Raw genomic sequence first — 16197 nt, 5'->3', positions numbered from 1 at the left:
TCTAGCTTCTTTACGTAGTTTTCTAATGTCATATAAGAATCCTTCATAGCCTGCACCAACAACATTATTATTGTAAACTACAGTTCCATCAGTTGGATTATATAATTTTATTATCGTTCTTCCAGTTGTAGTTTTACCACAACCAGACTCACCAACCAACCCAAAAACTTCTCTCTTATACACATCAAAACTTACACCATCAACAGCTTTAACAGTTATTTTTTTTCCTCCACTACCTACTTTAAAATATTGTCTTAAATTTTTAACTTCCAATACTTTTTTCGAATAGTCAACACTAGTGTTTTTCATTTGATGCCCCCCTTTGTTCATGCTTTTCAATTATTTTCTTAACAGCTGCAGGCATTTCAACTTTTGGAGCATCAGGATGAAGTAACCAAGTAGCAGCATAATGTGTATCTGAAACCTTAAAGAAAGGTGGTTCAGATTCTAAATCGATTTTCATTGCATATTTATTTCTAGCAGCAAACAAATCACCTTTTAAAATATTTGTTGATGATTCAACCATATTAGGTGGTGTACCAGGAATAGCTTCAAGTTTTTCAGCATCAGTATCAACACTAGGCATAGAAGAAAGTAATGCCCATGTATAAGGATGTTTTGGATTATAGAAGATTTCATCAACTTTACCATACTCAACAACCTTACCTGCATACATAACAGCTACACGATCAGCAACATTTGCAACAACGCCTAAATCATGTGTAATAAAAATCACAGAAAGATTTCTTTCTTTTTTAATTTTTTCAATAAGTTCTAATATTTGTGCTTGAATCGTAACATCTAAAGCAGTAGTTGGCTCATCACAAATTAATATATCAGCATCATTTGCCAGAGCAATCGCTATTACAATTCTTTGTCTCATACCTCCAGAAAACTGGAAAGGATATTGATAGAATCTTTTTTCTGGTTCTGGTATTCCTACTTCAGTCATTAATTCTATCGCTCTTTGTTTAGCTTTTACTTTTGGCATTTTTAATTTTAAAACTAATGCTTCCATAATTTGATTACCAACACGTGAAATCGGATTTAAACTAGACATTGGATCTTGAAAAATCATTGAAATTCTACTTCCACGAATTCTATGAAAATGTTCTTCTGGTATTAACATTAAATCTTGATTTTCAAAAAAGATAGAACCACCTTCATGGATTGCATTCCCAGCTAAAAGTCCCATTATTGCTCTAGATGTAACACTTTTACCTGAACCTGATTCACCAACAATTGCTAAAGTTTCACCTTTATATAAATCAAAGTTAATATTTCTAACTGCTTTTAAAATACCGTTTTGTGTTTTAAATGATATTTTTAAGTCTTTAACTTCTAATACTTTTTCCATTATTCATCAATTCCTCTCAATGATGGATTAAATGCATCACGTAATCCATTACTAAACATATTAAATGATAGCATTAATAAACCTATGTATAAAGCAGGATATAGAAGAGCATGGAAATGCGTATGCATAACAGCTTGCCCATCTGATAATAATCTACCTACACTTTGAATACCAGGATAATTAATGATTCCTAAATATGAATATGTCGATTCAGCAAATATGAAACTTGGTAATGCTAATGAAAATGATGTAATCAGTGTCCCAATAGCATTTGGAAGAATATGTTTTGTAATTATTTGTCTGTCACTTGAACCATATGAACGAGCAGCTAAGACATATTCTCTATTCTTATATCTATATACTTGAATACGTGTTGATGAATATGCGCCAATCCACCCGGTGAATACAAAGGCAAAGACAATTACACCTATTCCACTACCGAATCTTAACAATAATAACGTAATAACAATCATAAATGGTATATTTGATAGTACATCAACTATACGTTCGAATATTATATCTAACGTTGAACCAAAATATCCAACAATTGAACCTAAAATAACCCCTATTGTAATATTAATAACAGTTACTAAGAGTCCAAGCAAAATTGAAATTCTAGAACCTGTCCAAAGTTGAGTAAATAAGTCATCTCCATTTTCAGTTGTACCGAACCAAAAATATACATCATCTACATCTTTATCAAATGAAAATCTATAGATATCAAGTTGTACAGTATAATCATTTCTATTAACTGAAACTAAATTAACTACAGCATTTCTCTCAAGAGCTTTTTCATAATCATCTTTTGACAATGTACTTGTTACAAGTCCTCTTTCGCCATTTACTAGTTGTTTACCATAAATATTAAAATATCTATGATATCTATAATAATCTACTTCAACAACCATTGCCCCTGGGTTATTAGGATCAACTTCATGAACTACTCTTTTAACAATTCCTTCAGGTAACGATTCATAATACTCTCTTGACATCCCAGAAACAACTTTACTACCATCAAAAATACCTAACGATTCTAAACCTGGAACTTTTTCTGGTAATTTATCAAATCTAAGTGCCATAGTACCATTTTCTTTTGGTAATGTATATTGTCTAAAATATGGTCCAACTAATGTTAAGGCTAGCATAATCAAAATTATATACATCGCAACAACTGATGTTTTATTTTTCTTAAAACGTAACCATGCATCTTGATAGTATCCTATTGGTTTAGATTTTAACGCTTCATCTTTTATAACTATTTCTTGATTAATAAATTTAAAATCATCTTCATTTAAATGTCTTTCAATCATGATTTTCCACCACCAATTCTAATTCTTGGATCAATTATTCCATAAGACAAATCACCAATTATTGCAGCAAGCAATCCAATTGATACATAAAACATATTAAGCATCATAAACATCGGATAATCAGGAATACCTTTCGGCTGTTCTAATGCTTCTAAGAAAGCTCCACCTATACCGGTAATACCAAATGTACGTTCAATAATTAACGAACCTCCTAATAATGAAATAAATCCACCAATTATTGCAGGTGCGAATGGAACAAATGCATTTCTAAGTGCATGTCTAACTGTAGCTTGACCTTTAGTTAAACCTTTTGCACGTGCAAGTAACATAAATTCCGAAGTTAATGTTTCAGTTAATTCTGCTCTTAGTGATCTAGTCCATCCTGCAATTGTACCTAAAGATAATACAAAAATTGGTAATATCCTTGTTAATATTGCCTGTTTAGAAAATAAAGGAGCTAAATTATCAACCTTTGCTTCTGGTAAAATTTTCCATTCATAAACTAAAAAATATTGTAATAATACAGCAACAACAAACATAGGTACAGAAATAAAGAATACAACCCCTATAGAAATAGCATGATCTGTCAATTTATTCTTTTTAAGTGCCGCTATTATTCCAAATGTAATTCCAATCGGAACAGATATTAAAAATGGGAAAATATTTATTCTTATCGTTCTTGGTAATCTAGTTAATACATATGTAGCAACTGGTACGTTATTCTTATGGAATGATATACCAAAATCTCCGTCTCTAACTATATTTCCAATCCACATAAAAAATTGTGTGACAATTGGTTTGTTATAACCTTGATTTTCCAACCATTTTTGATATACTTCAGGATCTTGTCCTAAACCAACTTGATAAAAATTAGGCATTAACTTAATAAATACAAAAATCATAAAAATAATTATAAAGAAAGTTATAACCATTAGTCCAAGTCTTTTCAATATGTAATTCTTCATAAAAAACCTCATTTCTTTTAAAATCAAACAAACAACCCTATTTCATTATTATACCATAGGGTTGTCGTTTAATTTACACTATTAATTTATTTTTGTAAATTATTATTTTGATGCTTTGATGTAAGTATAACTTAATCCACCCCAACCTAAGAATAGGTGGTATGCATGAGCTTGACGAACAACACGATCAGAATAAACTGCTGCTGACGTTGCTGAGAATAATGGTACAGCAATCATTTGCTCTAATAAAGCTTTTTCTAAAGCAGCGGTAATCTTTGTTAAATCTTCTTCTTGTCCATCATACTCAACTTTTAATTCAGCAGTATTATTGAATAATAAGAATAAATCATCAAATTTACCTTTGAATGTTCCGTTGTTTGCTTTTAAAGCATCGTAGAATTTCTTTTCAGAAGCTGTTCTTTTATCTTCAGCTTTAGCTCCGATAATGTCAAACAGGTTACTTATGTCAGCTTCAACTGGCAAGTTTGGTACATCATGTCCTTTTCCACTCAAGAATGTTGAGAAAGATGGACTGAATATATACCCCATACCAAATGTTGCTTGGAATGTTGCACCACTCATACCTGTAAATACTAAGTCAAAATCTCCAATATTTCTTTGTGCAGTTAACTCAGCACTAGATACTGCGTTTAATTTTATTTCAAAATTAGATCCGAATACACTTTCATATTGTGCTTTAACCCAGTTTGCAATACGTGTATTACTTCCTGCATCGTAGTATAAGAATTCTACAACAACTTTTTGACCTTGAGTATATTTACCATCTGCAACTGCTTTTGTATATGCTTCTTCAAACAATCTTTTAGCTTCAGCACTATCAAATCCGTTCTTTTCTGGCTCTAATCCTAACTCTGTTAATTGTTGACTGAAGATTGAACTACTTGCATATGCTTGTTTTGCCCATTCTGTAACTTGGTGAATATTACTTAAGAATCCAAGTGCACCTTGAGAAGGCGGTTGAACGTTATTTGCAAAATCATTTCTTTCAGTAGCTAAGTAAAGTGCTTTTCTAAATTCTGGATACGCTAATATCGGTGCAGAAACTTTATTTGTATTTCCTTTACTTCTATCTAAACTGATTGCGATTCTATAGAATGAATTACTTGGTGAAATATATAAATTTTTATGTTCTTGATATTCATCCCAGAATTCTCCACCAACACCGGCAACATCTAAATTACCAGCTTTAAATTCATTTATCGTATCTTTTTGTTCTTTAATTATTGGCCCATTAATTGTTTTAATTGAATAATCCCATGCTTGAACAAATTTTTCATTTTTTGTAAAGACAAATTTGTTTGTTGTGTCATAGTTATTACTTAAAGTGTATGGTCCATATGAAACAAGTGGATTTTGAATTGATCCATAGTTATTAACAGTTCCATTTTGCAAGAATCCTTTTTCATAACTATCAGGGTGAACTAGATAAATTATGCTTAATGATCCAATAAACTCATATTGTGTAACTTCACTTGATAGATATAATTTAAATGCATAATCATTTATTTTTTCATATCCAACTTGATCCCATCCAACAACACCATCATAATATTCCTTACCATTTACTAGAGGTACATAATCATCAGTATATAAATAATTAGCACGTTCGTTGGCAATTTTTCCATTTAAATATTGTTTGAATGTATATTCGTATGTGTCAGCAGTAATCTTAGTACCATCTGCAAATTCTAAATCATCTCTCAATTCAATAATCCATTCATTATCAATCGTTTCTCTTGCTGACTTAGTATTTAAGTAAGTACCATAAGTACCTTCAACAACATTTCTTGTTTTTTTGTTTACAGCATAAGGGAATTCAGATGCCATTAATAATGTACGTTTATATGCGATTGATGGCATATCAACAGTTCCATTTGGATTTCTATCAGATTTAATTTTACTGAAATCTCCAGGGAAAGCAGCATTTCCATCTTTGATAGCTTGTTCCCAATCATAATCTCCACTATATAGTGTTGAAGTTAAATATTCATATACGTCTGAATCAGAATTTCCTGTTGACATCAACGGATTAAGTGTTACAATTTCACCAAATGATGCATTATATACACCATTAAGGTCTACATCTGTTCCAAACACCGTTACCCAGAACTCTCTTGTTGATTGTAACTCACCTTTAATTGCTGTAGCAGTTAGTTTAACAGCTGTATTAAATTCTTGTCTTGTAACAGCACCAGTAGTTGAAATTACTGCTGTATTACTTGAACTCCAATTTACATTAACAGAATCAACTGTTGTAGGAAGTGTTAAATTTGATGAAACTTTTTGATCAAGTTCAACTTTCTTCAATGCGCTTGTAGTTTCTTCACTTACATTAACTACTGTTGTTAAGACTGTTTCATTTCCAGCAGCATCAACTGATTTAAATACTAAATCATATGTACCTACTGCTGATAAATCAACTGCTGAATCATCAACTGTTACAGTAGATGTAGCATCTTTATCATCTTTTGCAGTTACACCTGTTGTCCAAGTTGGTTTAGCAGAACCCGCTACAACATTGAAAACTCTAACTCCACTAATAACTGGTCCAGATACATCACCAATTCTAACAGCAACTACTGCAGTGTTACTATTTCCGTTATCATCAGTAGCCTTATATGTTATTTGATATTGGCCCGTAATATAATTTCCAGCTTTATTAACAGGGATCTTAGAAGTATCAACAGTAACTTTTAGTTCTTTTCCAAGAGCATCTGTTGCAGTAACACCTTCTAACCATTTTGGTTCAACGTTAGAGTCAATTACAATATCTTTAGCTCCTGTAATAGTTGGAAGCGCAAGAACTTTAACAACAAATTTTTTATCAAGTGTTTTTGTTCCTACAGTTAATGTAGCTGTTAAGTCCACATTAGTCGCTTCTAATTTTGGAGTTACTTTAATACTTGTTTTATCTTCTGCAGTTTCACCCACAGTTAAAACTTCTTCATTTGATGATACCCACGTTACTGTGGCTTCACCTGCTTTTGCATCAACTTCAAAGTCTGCTACTACTTCAGCAGGTACAGTTAATACATTAGCTCCTTCTTTTAATTTTTTACTTTCAGGACTTGTACACGCTACTAAAACGAGTGTAGAAGTTATTACTAGTAAAAATGCAACAATTCTTTTTTTCATTTATTCTTCCTCCTAAATTGGATTTTGTACTATTTTACTTAAACAAGTTGATGAAGTCAAGAGAAAATCACTTTTTTTTGCATTTTTATTGATGTAAGCGTTATTATTTGGTTCAAATTTGTGTTTTCCTGAAAAATTTTGAAAAAAAACTACATAGTGGTATACTAATTATTGATTTTACTTCATAGAGGAGGTATTAATTTTGAAAAAAATTCTAAAACAAAAATGGTTTAAGTATTCAATTATTGATTTAATTATTGGTTTTATACTTATTCTTCTAATGTTAATCTATCAAAATGGATCAAGTTTATTACATTGGATAAATGCAATGCAGGTTGCTGGTATAATACTTTTTTCAGCAGGTTGGCTATTTTTCATAAATAACGAAGGTATTTTTGATGTTGCAGTCTATGGTACAAAGTATTTTTTAAAAAGTTTGGTTGGAAAACGTATGAAGCATAGTTTATATGAAACAAGAGTAAATAAAAAACTAACTCCTTCCTTAGTATATATAACACTTTGGATTCACGGAATAGTTTGGTTACTAGTTTCACTTGCTATATATTATTTATAAAGGAGTTTTTATGGGAAAAACTAGAAAAAAACAAAACTTGTTACTTGCTTCACTTTTTTTTATAAGTATTACAATTATTATATTAGCTGTTTTCACAATTATTAACATAGGAAACATTCTATTAACAGCTTTATTCGCTATAATGATGGTTTTATTACTATTTTTACTTTTATCATTTAAATCTAAATATGAATATTATACTCATTTATATAAATACCAATACTTATTATCTGTTGCAAATAAACCTAATATTTCAAAGAAAATAATATCGCTAGATTTTTTAAAAGATTTTTTAAGAAAAAACAATTACACTATTCATAATGAAACAAAAGATTATTTGTTATATTACAAAGTTGATAATTCTCTTTCAAAAAAAGAACGTCACAAAACATTATATGCATCACTAATTATTAAAAACAAGAATATTCGTTTTACTGATGATAAAATTAATAACTATTTTGGTTCACTAGAAAAAAAATTGTCAAATTCTAAAGTAAAATATATACATAGAATTTTTTATAAATTTAAAATTCAAGATAATCAACCATTGGATATTGAGGATGCAAACAATGTGTTTTTTATATCAACAAAAAATCAGCATATTATAATCTTAAATATTGTATTACTTGAAAACACTAACACTTTTTACTATTTATACTCTGATAAATATACCCCTAATATATATTATAAGCATGCTACTGATTTTTTAAATAAACTTATCTAATAAAAAATTACCAATAGAATATGATTTTAAAATAAAGAACACTTTCGTATAAAAGCGAAGGTTTTTTTATAAGAAAAGAATTGTAAATATATAGTTTACTTTTCAGTTTAAAATACTAATGTTTAAAAAAAGTAGACACTTTTTATTCACTGTCTACTTTTAATACTTTATCATATTATATTTTTCTTATTAAGTTTTATTGATTTTTTAAAATCACATCAATAATTTCCTTTTCATCATAAAGATCTTTTAATAGATAATCTGGTTCAATTCCATTTTCAATACTATAATATATACCTTCTTCTAATCTGCTTAATATCATATTACTACTCATTATTATTATAGATCCATCCGGTAATACAAAGAATCCAATTGATGATGCTCCACCACTAGATTTTTGTCCAATAACTGGAATACCAAGTTCTTTTGCTATTGATGCTGTTAGATTTGCAGCGCTAAATGTAACACTAGATGTTTTAATATAATAATTGTAATTACTAAACTCAGCTTTAACATCACCTGTTACACCATATGATACTTTTGCTTTATCTAATGGATTTTGTGCATGATACCAAATCTCTTCATCTGTCATCATTGCAAACATTCTTAGTACTGCACCTAAATTACCACCAGTGTTTAATGTTAAATCAATAATTACATTTTCGACTTTATCATCAAATTTTTTCATAATTTTTTTAATGTCGTTTGGTGTTTTAACTTCAAATCCAGTTAAATATATAATTGCTGTTTTTCCATTATCTATTAATTCATGGTCTTTTATTTTGATATTACCTGTTATTGATAACCCAAAATGTTTAATTGCTTGTTGCTGTACATTTGCAAGTCCATTATAAAATGCTTTAATATTAGAACCTTGATTTTCGGTATCATATGTTGTTGCTCCACCATTATAATTATAATAGCCACGCATTAAATGTGATGTATGTAAATCATCAAGTTTTGTTGTAACATCGAAAACTGCTTTTCCAATATCACTATTCATAAAATCATTTTGATATTCACTTATAAAATCATAACCATTTATTATTCCTTTATCACTTTTAAGTCCATAAAAATAGTTTAACGTAAATGCTAAATAATTATATGTTGCTAATCTAATATCTTCTGGTACATCATTTTTATTATTATTTGATTTTATTATTTTTTGAATTTCAGTTTTTCCAAGATCAGATGTATCAATACCATAAAGTCTATCACTATTATAGTAAACATCAAAATACGCACTTTGATTAAAAAGTAAATTTATAACATGTAATGGTACTAAGAATTTCTTATTATTAACAACCATATCAAAATCATATTTACCTAGTTCATATGTAACACTTTCACCTTCTGTTATTCTTGGTTCTAAATTTTTTAAACCTTCAGAATAATTAGTTGCTGTTTGAACAATATATATATCAAAAAAATCCAATGATTCAAGACTAATTAAATCTTTTTTAAAATCAAAATTTATACTATGTGATAACACTTCACCATCATCATATTCAACTTCAAATGTTACATCAAGAATCTCATCTGTTACATTTTTATTAAATTCAAAATATTGTGAGTAATAAACTCCATTAAGCATCCAAATATATTCTTCAACATCAATAAAAGGTAGGTTACTATCTTTAAAATAAAATAAATCAACCTTTGTATCACGTGCATTTTTATATTCTTTTGATATATTTGTAAATTTAGTTTGGACAACTCTATCTTTTGATGTATCAACTCGTAAGTTTTTCATCCTTTGTTCATTAAATAGATTAACTCCAACTATAACAGCAATAATTACTGTACTTAATATTAATATCTTGATTAATGTCTTTTTGACCATGTTACCACTCTTTTCTATTATTTAAATTTGAAACCTTTAAAAATATCTTTAAACTCTTCACCTTTTAAAAATGGAATTAATACAATGACTGCAGTATAATTTCCTTTTTCAATTTCTTCATCATAAATTTTTCTAATAATCTTAGCATCAACAAATGGAGCAAGTGCAACAATCGTATTTATTCCTCTTTTTTTATATAGAGCATATACGCTGTCATTTAATGTTCCATGTTTTACAAATGGTGCTAATCCCACTAACCATCCAAGATCAGAATCATTTTTATTAACTCCATCATTAAATAACATAGTAACTGCATCTTCACTCATAAATGGTGCAAGTGCAATCCATTTTGCAGAATCTAGATTTCTAAATTTAGTTAAAACAATTTCATCTATTTGTTCCTCTTCTAAGAATGGAGCTAGAATTATTAATTGTTCAAACTTCATGTCATCAAAATCTGTAAAACTTTTCTTAAACTGTTCAGGTTTAACAATTGGTAATAAATTCTTTAATTCATCTTCGCTAACTGAGTTTAGATCAATTGTTTCTTCTTCTATTATATCATTAATTATTTTAGCTTCTCTTTCATTACCCAATATTTCATCAATGCTTGTATCAAATATCTGTGATAATTCAGATAATTTTGATATATCTGGCATTGAATCTCCTCTTTCCCAATTACTTACAGCTTGATAGCTTATTCCAAGTTTATCTGCAAGTTCAACTTGCGTCATATTATTTTCTTTTCTTAACTTTGCAATTCTTTTTCCGATTTCTTTCATATTAAACATTTTTTTATTTCCTCCCTTTTTGGTATACTTCAATTTTATGGAGAAAAACACTAAAAGTCTATCAAGTAATACTTGAGTTAACATTTTAATCTTTTGTATATAATACACTAAAAAAAGAAAAATGGCTATTCTTTATTGAACAAGCCATTTATACTATAATTTTGATATTATGCTTCTTCGATTGCTTTTAATACATCTTTAGCATTATTCTTTGCATCTACTTTAGGCATTGAAACAAGAAGTTTTCCTTCTTCATCAATAACAAATGTAGATCTTAAAACTCCCATATATGGTTTACCGAACATTTTCTTTTCACCATATGCACCGAAGTATTTAATAACATCTAATGACTCATCACTCAATGTTGTAAACGGTAAATGATATTTATTTTTAAAATCTTCATGGCTTTTAACATCATCTTTACTTATACCTAAAATTACAATTCCTTTTTCTCTATATAAGTCAAATTCATCTCTAAAACCACAAGCTTGCGAAGTACAACCTGGAGTATCATTTTTAGGGTAAAAATAAACAACTACTTTTTTTCCTAAATAATCACTTAATGAGTGCTTCACTCCATTTGCATCTAACAATGTAAAATCTTTTACTTTATCGCCTTTCTTTAACACAAAATCACCTCTCTTAAATACATTATATAATATGTAGTTTGTTATTTCTCTAAATTTACATTAAATAAAAAGAACCTAGTTTCCTAAGTTCTCAATATTTACTTATTGTTTTTTCTTTAAAAATAGTACTGCTCCACCAAATGATAATCCTGCTGCAACAAAAGCAACAACAAATACCATCCAAATTGGTGCTCCAGCTTTATTGCCTAAATTCTTTGTAATTTGGTCAATTAAATTTGCTTCAGCAATATCTTTTTCTAGTACTTCAATACTAAATGTTATTTCACTTGTATTTCCAGCAACATCTTCACCAACAACTTTAACAGTATATACCCCTGGTTTAGATAAATCCATTCCACCATTGCTGGCAACCACAAGTGCTACATCCGAGTAATTATCAATTCCTAAAACATTTGAAAGAATCGCTTCATTTACTGATGTGTATTTTGTTCCAACAATTTTTAAATCTTTTTCTTTAAGCAATAAACTTGGTGCTGTTTTATCATCAATAATAATATTTTGACTAACTCTTGTAGTAACAGTATGCGTAACATCTGCAACATATTCTTGAACACTAACATTTTGTCCGTAAACTATAGCTTTTGCTACACCATTTAAAGGAACGCTTGCACTACCTGTCACTACTATTGCAGTTTGATTTTCAGTTAATGTAATAGTCTTGTAAAAATTTGCATCTTTAAGATTAGTATTTAATTCATCTTTTGTAGCATGAGGATTTTCAGCATCCATTACTTTGTTGTTTCCACGGCTAAATGCCATAACAGCTTTTCCATCTTCAATAATTACAAGTTCAGATGTCCAACTCATCGTTGCCCAGTTCTTCACGACTTTATCATACCCATCTTTAGTATAAACATGTACATTTGCAGCATTTGAACTTGCATGCTCTACATCGATTCCTTCATACTCAAATTCTTTTATTTCAGTCTCATCATTATTTTGAATTTCCACTTTCACAACCGCTGGTTGACCATAAAACGTATAGTCTTTAGACACTTCAAACTCAACTTTATATGTTCCAGGAAGTGGGTTATATTTATTTAAACCAAGTGGTGTTATAACTTTTATAACATTAGTTAAATCTCCACCATAACTATCATTTGCTGTTATACCATCAAGTATATCAAACGAAGTATTTTCATTATAATAAACATTAGCTTTAACACCTTCAAATTTAGGAGGCAATTTACCTACTACTAAATCAATTGAAACGCTCTCTACTAACTGCTCATTTACTGGTGATACTGCTTCAAATGTAACAATATATGCTCTACCAAAAATACTTGTATCAATAACAGTTGTTTCTTTCTCAGCAGTATATGTATCGCTTTCTTCATTATAATTAACTTTTATCTCATCAACTACTTTTTCATCAAGACTAATCTTAATTGTATAGCCTATCTTTTTTGTTTCTGCAATAATTCTTTCTTCATCATCAAACATGTGAATATAATCAACTACTGTATTCTCAACTAAACTATTAATACTAAAAGTTTCTTTATACTCTACAACGTGATTAATACCTTCAATTGTTTTATCTGAATCTAAAATAGTAAGTGATGTTCCAAAACTTGGTGCTTGATTTTCATATTCTTTTTCCATTTTGTTGTTACTATCCAACATCATATATGGCTGACTTTTAATAAACTCTAAAGTCTTTTTATTTGTTCCGTCTCTATCGACTGTACCATATGAAATAACAACTCCACCAGGCATAACTGTAAAATTATCTGGATTACCTTCAACAATAATTGATTTTTCTAAAGTTGGATAATCTTCTTGTCCATAGAATGTATTAGTCCACTTCAAATATCCCATAGGTTCTAATATGTACCCCTTACTAGATTCTTCATCTATTGAAATACGAATATGTGAAAGTAATGCATTATTTGGAATAACCGCATTTGGTTCTGAAAAAGCTGCTATTTCAGCGTCAGTTGCTAATCTCCAATCCTGAGTTTCATGTACATTCTTTGTACTTACTGCACCCTCAGCATTAGTAACGTCAACGGTTTTAACACTGCCCTCATTAACAATCCAATATTGATTAATATGGTCTTCAAATCTATAAAGAACCCCGTATTCATCATAGAACGTATAAATTCTATGTACAACAGATGTTAAATCAGTACGTGCATTTGTTGTTGCAAAAGTATATTCTGACTCTGTATCATTCATAATAATTGAAGCAAATGCATTGAAAGGAAGTGTTGACATTTCATCAGCTGTTATTGCACCATCACTGTTTTTATCAATAAAATCCTTAGTGTATCTTACCGATCCATTAACTGACCAATATCTATAATCACCATAAGTGAAGGTCCAATTTGAATGCCCTACTTTAGTACCTCTCCAGTTACTATTTGGATCCATACTTTCTTTCGCATCATAAGGATATAATTCAATATAATCACTTACTTCATCTGCACTAACGTTAAAATTATTAGCAATGATTAGAAATGATCCAATACTAAGCAAAATACCAATTAAAAGTTTTTTCATTATTCTAGTTTCCTCCTACTATTTTATAACTTTTAGGTATAGTTTATACACTTGTGAAAACGCTGTCAATGTAGTTTCATATTCTTACAACTATATATATTTTTTTTACATCTTTTGATTTTTTTTTTCACTTTATAACAAATGTTCATTACTCTTATTTTGTTGGTGCCTCGATTTTAACTTGATTGTAGTTTTTAAATATCATATTTATTGAATAATTACTATCACCTATTGAAAAATCAAAATCTATCTTTTCAAACTTGTTTTTACTTAAAATAATAGTCATACTTTTAATATCGAAATCTTCAAACTCATTTTCAAACAATTTCTTCACTTCAACAATTCCATTAACATTAAGTTCAAACACATTATCTTTTTCTTCAAAAATTTTGTCAGTCAGAATATGATAAAAATTAAAAACCTGATTATTATTTTCACTTCCATCTGTCAATATCCATTTACTATCTTTTTTAATATATAATTCTACACCTTTATCAGTTTTTATATATAATTCTATATTATTTGAATCTTCAAAAGTAAACATATTACTATCATGTTTAATGTAAACTTTTTCTTGTATTATATTATCTTTTTTTATCTCAACTTCTAACTCATAGTTATTATTTTTTTCCAAATATTTAACAGCAGAACTAATTGGTTTATTAGTACATGCCGTAAGTCCTACTCCTAAAACTACTAACAATATGATAAAAAATTTTTTTGTCATTATATACTCCTTCTTATTTTAAAACTCCTATATTAATATTCTTTAAAAGTTGTAATAAAGAGTTCACTTCTTCACTGTTTACTTTATAAACTATTTCGTTTGAATACTTGGATGTTTTTTTATCTTTATTACCTTTAGATCTCACCGATATTTTGTATATTCCTTCTTTTTTTATAAAATTCAATGCTAATCGATTATTAGCGACTTCATAGACAAGATTATTTATTTTCACTTCATAATATCCAGTATCACCTTCACTAAAAAACAAAGTGTCATTACTAATATATAAATTTGAAGGTATATTACTTTCACTTCTATTATCTGGAGTTTCAATTTCTAATGGCTTTTGTTTTAAATCACCTTTTACAATCAAAAAACCGTTAGAAAGAGATCTAATTCTTTTATCTGAAAGCTCATTTAAAACCTCATAACCATTACTATTACCAATCATTAATGTTGATGACCCACCACCATCAAAGTTATAAGCTGTTATTGCTCCATGTGATCTCATTATCTCTGCTAGTTCGCCAAACTTAACACCATCTCTTCCAGCAATTTTATTTCTTCCATCTATTACTACTGCAATTACATCTCCATCTTTTGTTATTCCAACAGCCGTTCTTGGATGTCTATCAATGATCCCATATGGTTCTGGAGTATATACTGCATTTTCGCCATTTTCAACTAATAAGTGTGTTGCATAAGTCCCAACCGCATTTCTAACATTCTCAAATCCTTCAATTTTTTCTTGAACTATTATAATGTCATCTTCTTCAACAATTTTTTCAATCTCATTTGATACTACAATAAATTCTCTCTCACTAACTTGGTTTTTACCATCTTCACTCTTAATACCTTTAGCAAATCCATAATACTTAGGATTTTGTACTATAGGTTGTTCATTATACATATACTTTATATCAGTACCTTTAACAATAATTTTTCTTAATCCCTCAGAAACTCGCCCTTCATAATTATCAAATAAAACTGTTGTTTCAAGGTCGTTAGATGGTTCCACATTAATATTATCTATAAGACTCCTTTTTTTTATCTCCCCATATTTATTCTTTATAATCACTTCTTTACCTAGTTTTTTAACTTTTTTAAACTCAACACTTCCATCAGTATTAATTGCTAAAACAACAGAGTTTGTTGTATTACCTGGATATCTAATTTCATAATCAACGATATATGTTCCAATTGGTTCTCCGTTGTCATTAATCATATAAAAATCTCCACTAAATCCACCTAAGACTTCCATATTTGGATTATTGATTTCATAATTTGCCATAAGCCCATTTAATCCAGCCATACCATAACCAAAATCTTTATATGCATCTACTGAAACAAGATTTATTCCCTCTTTTTGATTAAGTCCTAATTTTAAAACATTATAATGTTGATTTGTTTCTTCATTACCATATGTCAATTTACCATTAACTCTTGTATGAACAAAATTATTAATATATTCCGTTTTCCTATTTTCAGCATCAAATCTATAATATGTATTTGCATTTATCTTCTCAAATGGATTTATTAATACTAGAAAAATTATTGGAATAACTAAAGACAATGTTAGTATTTTCTTCATTTTAAAG

General features: G+C 28.9%; 12 protein-coding genes and 1 pseudogene. 2 read left to right on the top strand and 11 right to left on the bottom strand.

Annotated features, from left to right (window positions below):
• Nucleotides 1-54: 54 nt before the first annotated feature.
• The 5 genes and pseudogenes from EXC62_RS09150 to EXC62_RS03365 form a co-directional block, all read right to left on the bottom strand.
• A pseudogene (locus tag EXC62_RS09150) lies at nt 55-309 on the bottom strand (ATP-binding cassette domain-containing protein); the annotation flags it as partial.
• Nucleotides 296-1357, bottom strand: a complete 1062-nt coding sequence (locus EXC62_RS03380; protein ID WP_026390356.1) for an ABC transporter ATP-binding protein — start codon at nt 1355-1357, stop codon at nt 296-298. The pseudogene EXC62_RS09150 and the gene EXC62_RS03380, both read right to left, overlap by 14 nt.
• Complete coding sequence (locus tag EXC62_RS03375) at nt 1357-2667, bottom strand: ABC transporter permease (RefSeq protein WP_052589813.1); 1311 nt, start codon at nt 2665-2667, stop codon at nt 1357-1359. The genes EXC62_RS03380 and EXC62_RS03375 overlap by 1 nt, the downstream gene beginning before the upstream one ends.
• The gene (locus tag EXC62_RS03370; RefSeq protein ID WP_162140162.1) at nt 2664-3632 is read right to left on the bottom strand and encodes an ABC transporter permease; all 969 of its coding nucleotides are present in this window, start codon (nt 3630-3632) and stop codon (nt 2664-2666) included. The genes EXC62_RS03375 and EXC62_RS03370 overlap by 4 nt, the downstream gene beginning before the upstream one ends.
• Nucleotides 3633-3734: 102 nt before the next feature.
• Nucleotides 3735-6788 (bottom strand): ABC transporter substrate-binding protein, encoded by a 3054-nt coding sequence (locus EXC62_RS03365; RefSeq protein ID WP_026390359.1) that lies wholly within the window; start codon nt 6786-6788, stop codon nt 3735-3737.
• Nucleotides 6789-6990: 202 nt separating this feature from the next.
• Between EXC62_RS03365 and EXC62_RS03360 the strand changes: the two genes are divergently transcribed.
• Together EXC62_RS03360 and EXC62_RS03355 are read left to right on the top strand one after the other, a co-directional pair.
• Nucleotides 6991-7362, top strand: a complete 372-nt coding sequence (locus EXC62_RS03360) for a DUF3899 domain-containing protein (protein ID WP_026390360.1) — start codon at nt 6991-6993, stop codon at nt 7360-7362.
• A 10-nt stretch (nt 7363-7372) separates the two neighbouring features.
• Nucleotides 7373-8086 carry a hypothetical protein gene (locus EXC62_RS03355; protein ID WP_026390361.1) on the top strand — a complete coding sequence of 238 codons (714 nt, stop codon included), beginning with the start codon at nt 7373-7375 and terminating at the stop codon, nt 8084-8086.
• 196 nt (nt 8087-8282) lie between these two features.
• Here the strand turns inward: EXC62_RS03355 and EXC62_RS03350 are convergent, their stop codons facing one another.
• The 6 genes from EXC62_RS03350 to EXC62_RS03325 all read right to left on the bottom strand — a co-directional run bounded on the left by EXC62_RS03350 (nt 8283) and on the right by EXC62_RS03325 (nt 16190).
• Nucleotides 8283-9929: a S41 family peptidase gene (locus tag EXC62_RS03350; protein WP_026390362.1), complete on the bottom strand. Its 1647-nt coding sequence runs from the start codon at nt 9927-9929 to the stop codon at nt 8283-8285.
• Between the two features lie 17 nt (nt 9930-9946).
• Nucleotides 9947-10720, bottom strand: a complete 774-nt coding sequence (locus tag EXC62_RS03345; protein ID WP_052589815.1) for a helix-turn-helix domain-containing protein — start codon at nt 10718-10720, stop codon at nt 9947-9949.
• A gap of 167 nt (nt 10721-10887) precedes the next feature.
• Nucleotides 10888-11349 carry a thioredoxin-dependent thiol peroxidase gene (bcp, locus tag EXC62_RS03340; RefSeq protein WP_026390363.1) on the bottom strand — a complete coding sequence of 154 codons (462 nt, stop codon included), beginning with the start codon at nt 11347-11349 and terminating at the stop codon, nt 10888-10890.
• Nucleotides 11350-11451: 102 nt separating this feature from the next.
• Nucleotides 11452-13872: a hypothetical protein gene (locus EXC62_RS03335; RefSeq protein ID WP_026390364.1), complete on the bottom strand. Its 2421-nt coding sequence runs from the start codon at nt 13870-13872 to the stop codon at nt 11452-11454.
• Between the two features lie 154 nt (nt 13873-14026).
• Nucleotides 14027-14599: a hypothetical protein gene (locus EXC62_RS03330; RefSeq protein WP_026390365.1), complete on the bottom strand. Its 573-nt coding sequence runs from the start codon at nt 14597-14599 to the stop codon at nt 14027-14029.
• A 13-nt stretch (nt 14600-14612) separates the two neighbouring features.
• A complete protein-coding gene (locus tag EXC62_RS03325) occupies nt 14613-16190 on the bottom strand; it encodes a phosphodiester glycosidase family protein (protein WP_026390366.1) in 1578 nt (525 codons plus the stop codon).
• Nucleotides 16191-16197: the final 7 nt, after the last annotated feature.

Origin of the sequence: Haploplasma axanthum (genome assembly GCF_900660745.1) — a bacterium.
Lineage (GTDB): Bacteria > Bacillota_I > Bacilli_A > Acholeplasmatales > Acholeplasmataceae > Haploplasma > Haploplasma axanthum.
This window is presented reverse-complemented; position numbering and strand designations above follow the sequence as displayed.

What these genes read in the sequence shown, in the direction of transcription:
- EXC62_RS03350 (WP_026390362.1), bottom strand. Translation starts at nt 9,929, where the DNA reads ATGGTCAAAAAGACATTAATCAAGATATTAATATTAAGTACAGTAATT.
- EXC62_RS03325 (WP_026390366.1), bottom strand. Translation starts at nt 16,190, where the DNA reads ATGAAGAAAATACTAACATTGTCTTTAGTTATTCCAATAATTTTTCTA.
- EXC62_RS03355 (WP_026390361.1), top strand. Translation starts at nt 7,373, where the DNA reads ATGGGAAAAACTAGAAAAAAACAAAACTTGTTACTTGCTTCACTTTTT.
- EXC62_RS03375 (WP_052589813.1), bottom strand. Translation starts at nt 2,667, where the DNA reads ATGATTGAAAGACATTTAAATGAAGATGATTTTAAATTTATTAATCAA.
- EXC62_RS03365 (WP_026390359.1), bottom strand. Translation starts at nt 6,788, where the DNA reads ATGAAAAAAAGAATTGTTGCATTTTTACTAGTAATAACTTCTACACTC.
- EXC62_RS03370 (WP_162140162.1), bottom strand. Translation starts at nt 3,632, where the DNA reads ATGAAGAATTACATATTGAAAAGACTTGGACTAATGGTTATAACTTTC.
- EXC62_RS03330 (WP_026390365.1), bottom strand. Translation starts at nt 14,599, where the DNA reads ATGACAAAAAAATTTTTTATCATATTGTTAGTAGTTTTAGGAGTAGGA.
- EXC62_RS03380 (WP_026390356.1), bottom strand. Translation starts at nt 1,357, where the DNA reads ATGGAAAAAGTATTAGAAGTTAAAGACTTAAAAATATCATTTAAAACA.
- EXC62_RS03335 (WP_026390364.1), bottom strand. Translation starts at nt 13,872, where the DNA reads ATGAAAAAACTTTTAATTGGTATTTTGCTTAGTATTGGATCATTTCTA.
- EXC62_RS03345 (WP_052589815.1), bottom strand. Translation starts at nt 10,720, where the DNA reads ATGTTTAATATGAAAGAAATCGGAAAAAGAATTGCAAAGTTAAGAAAA.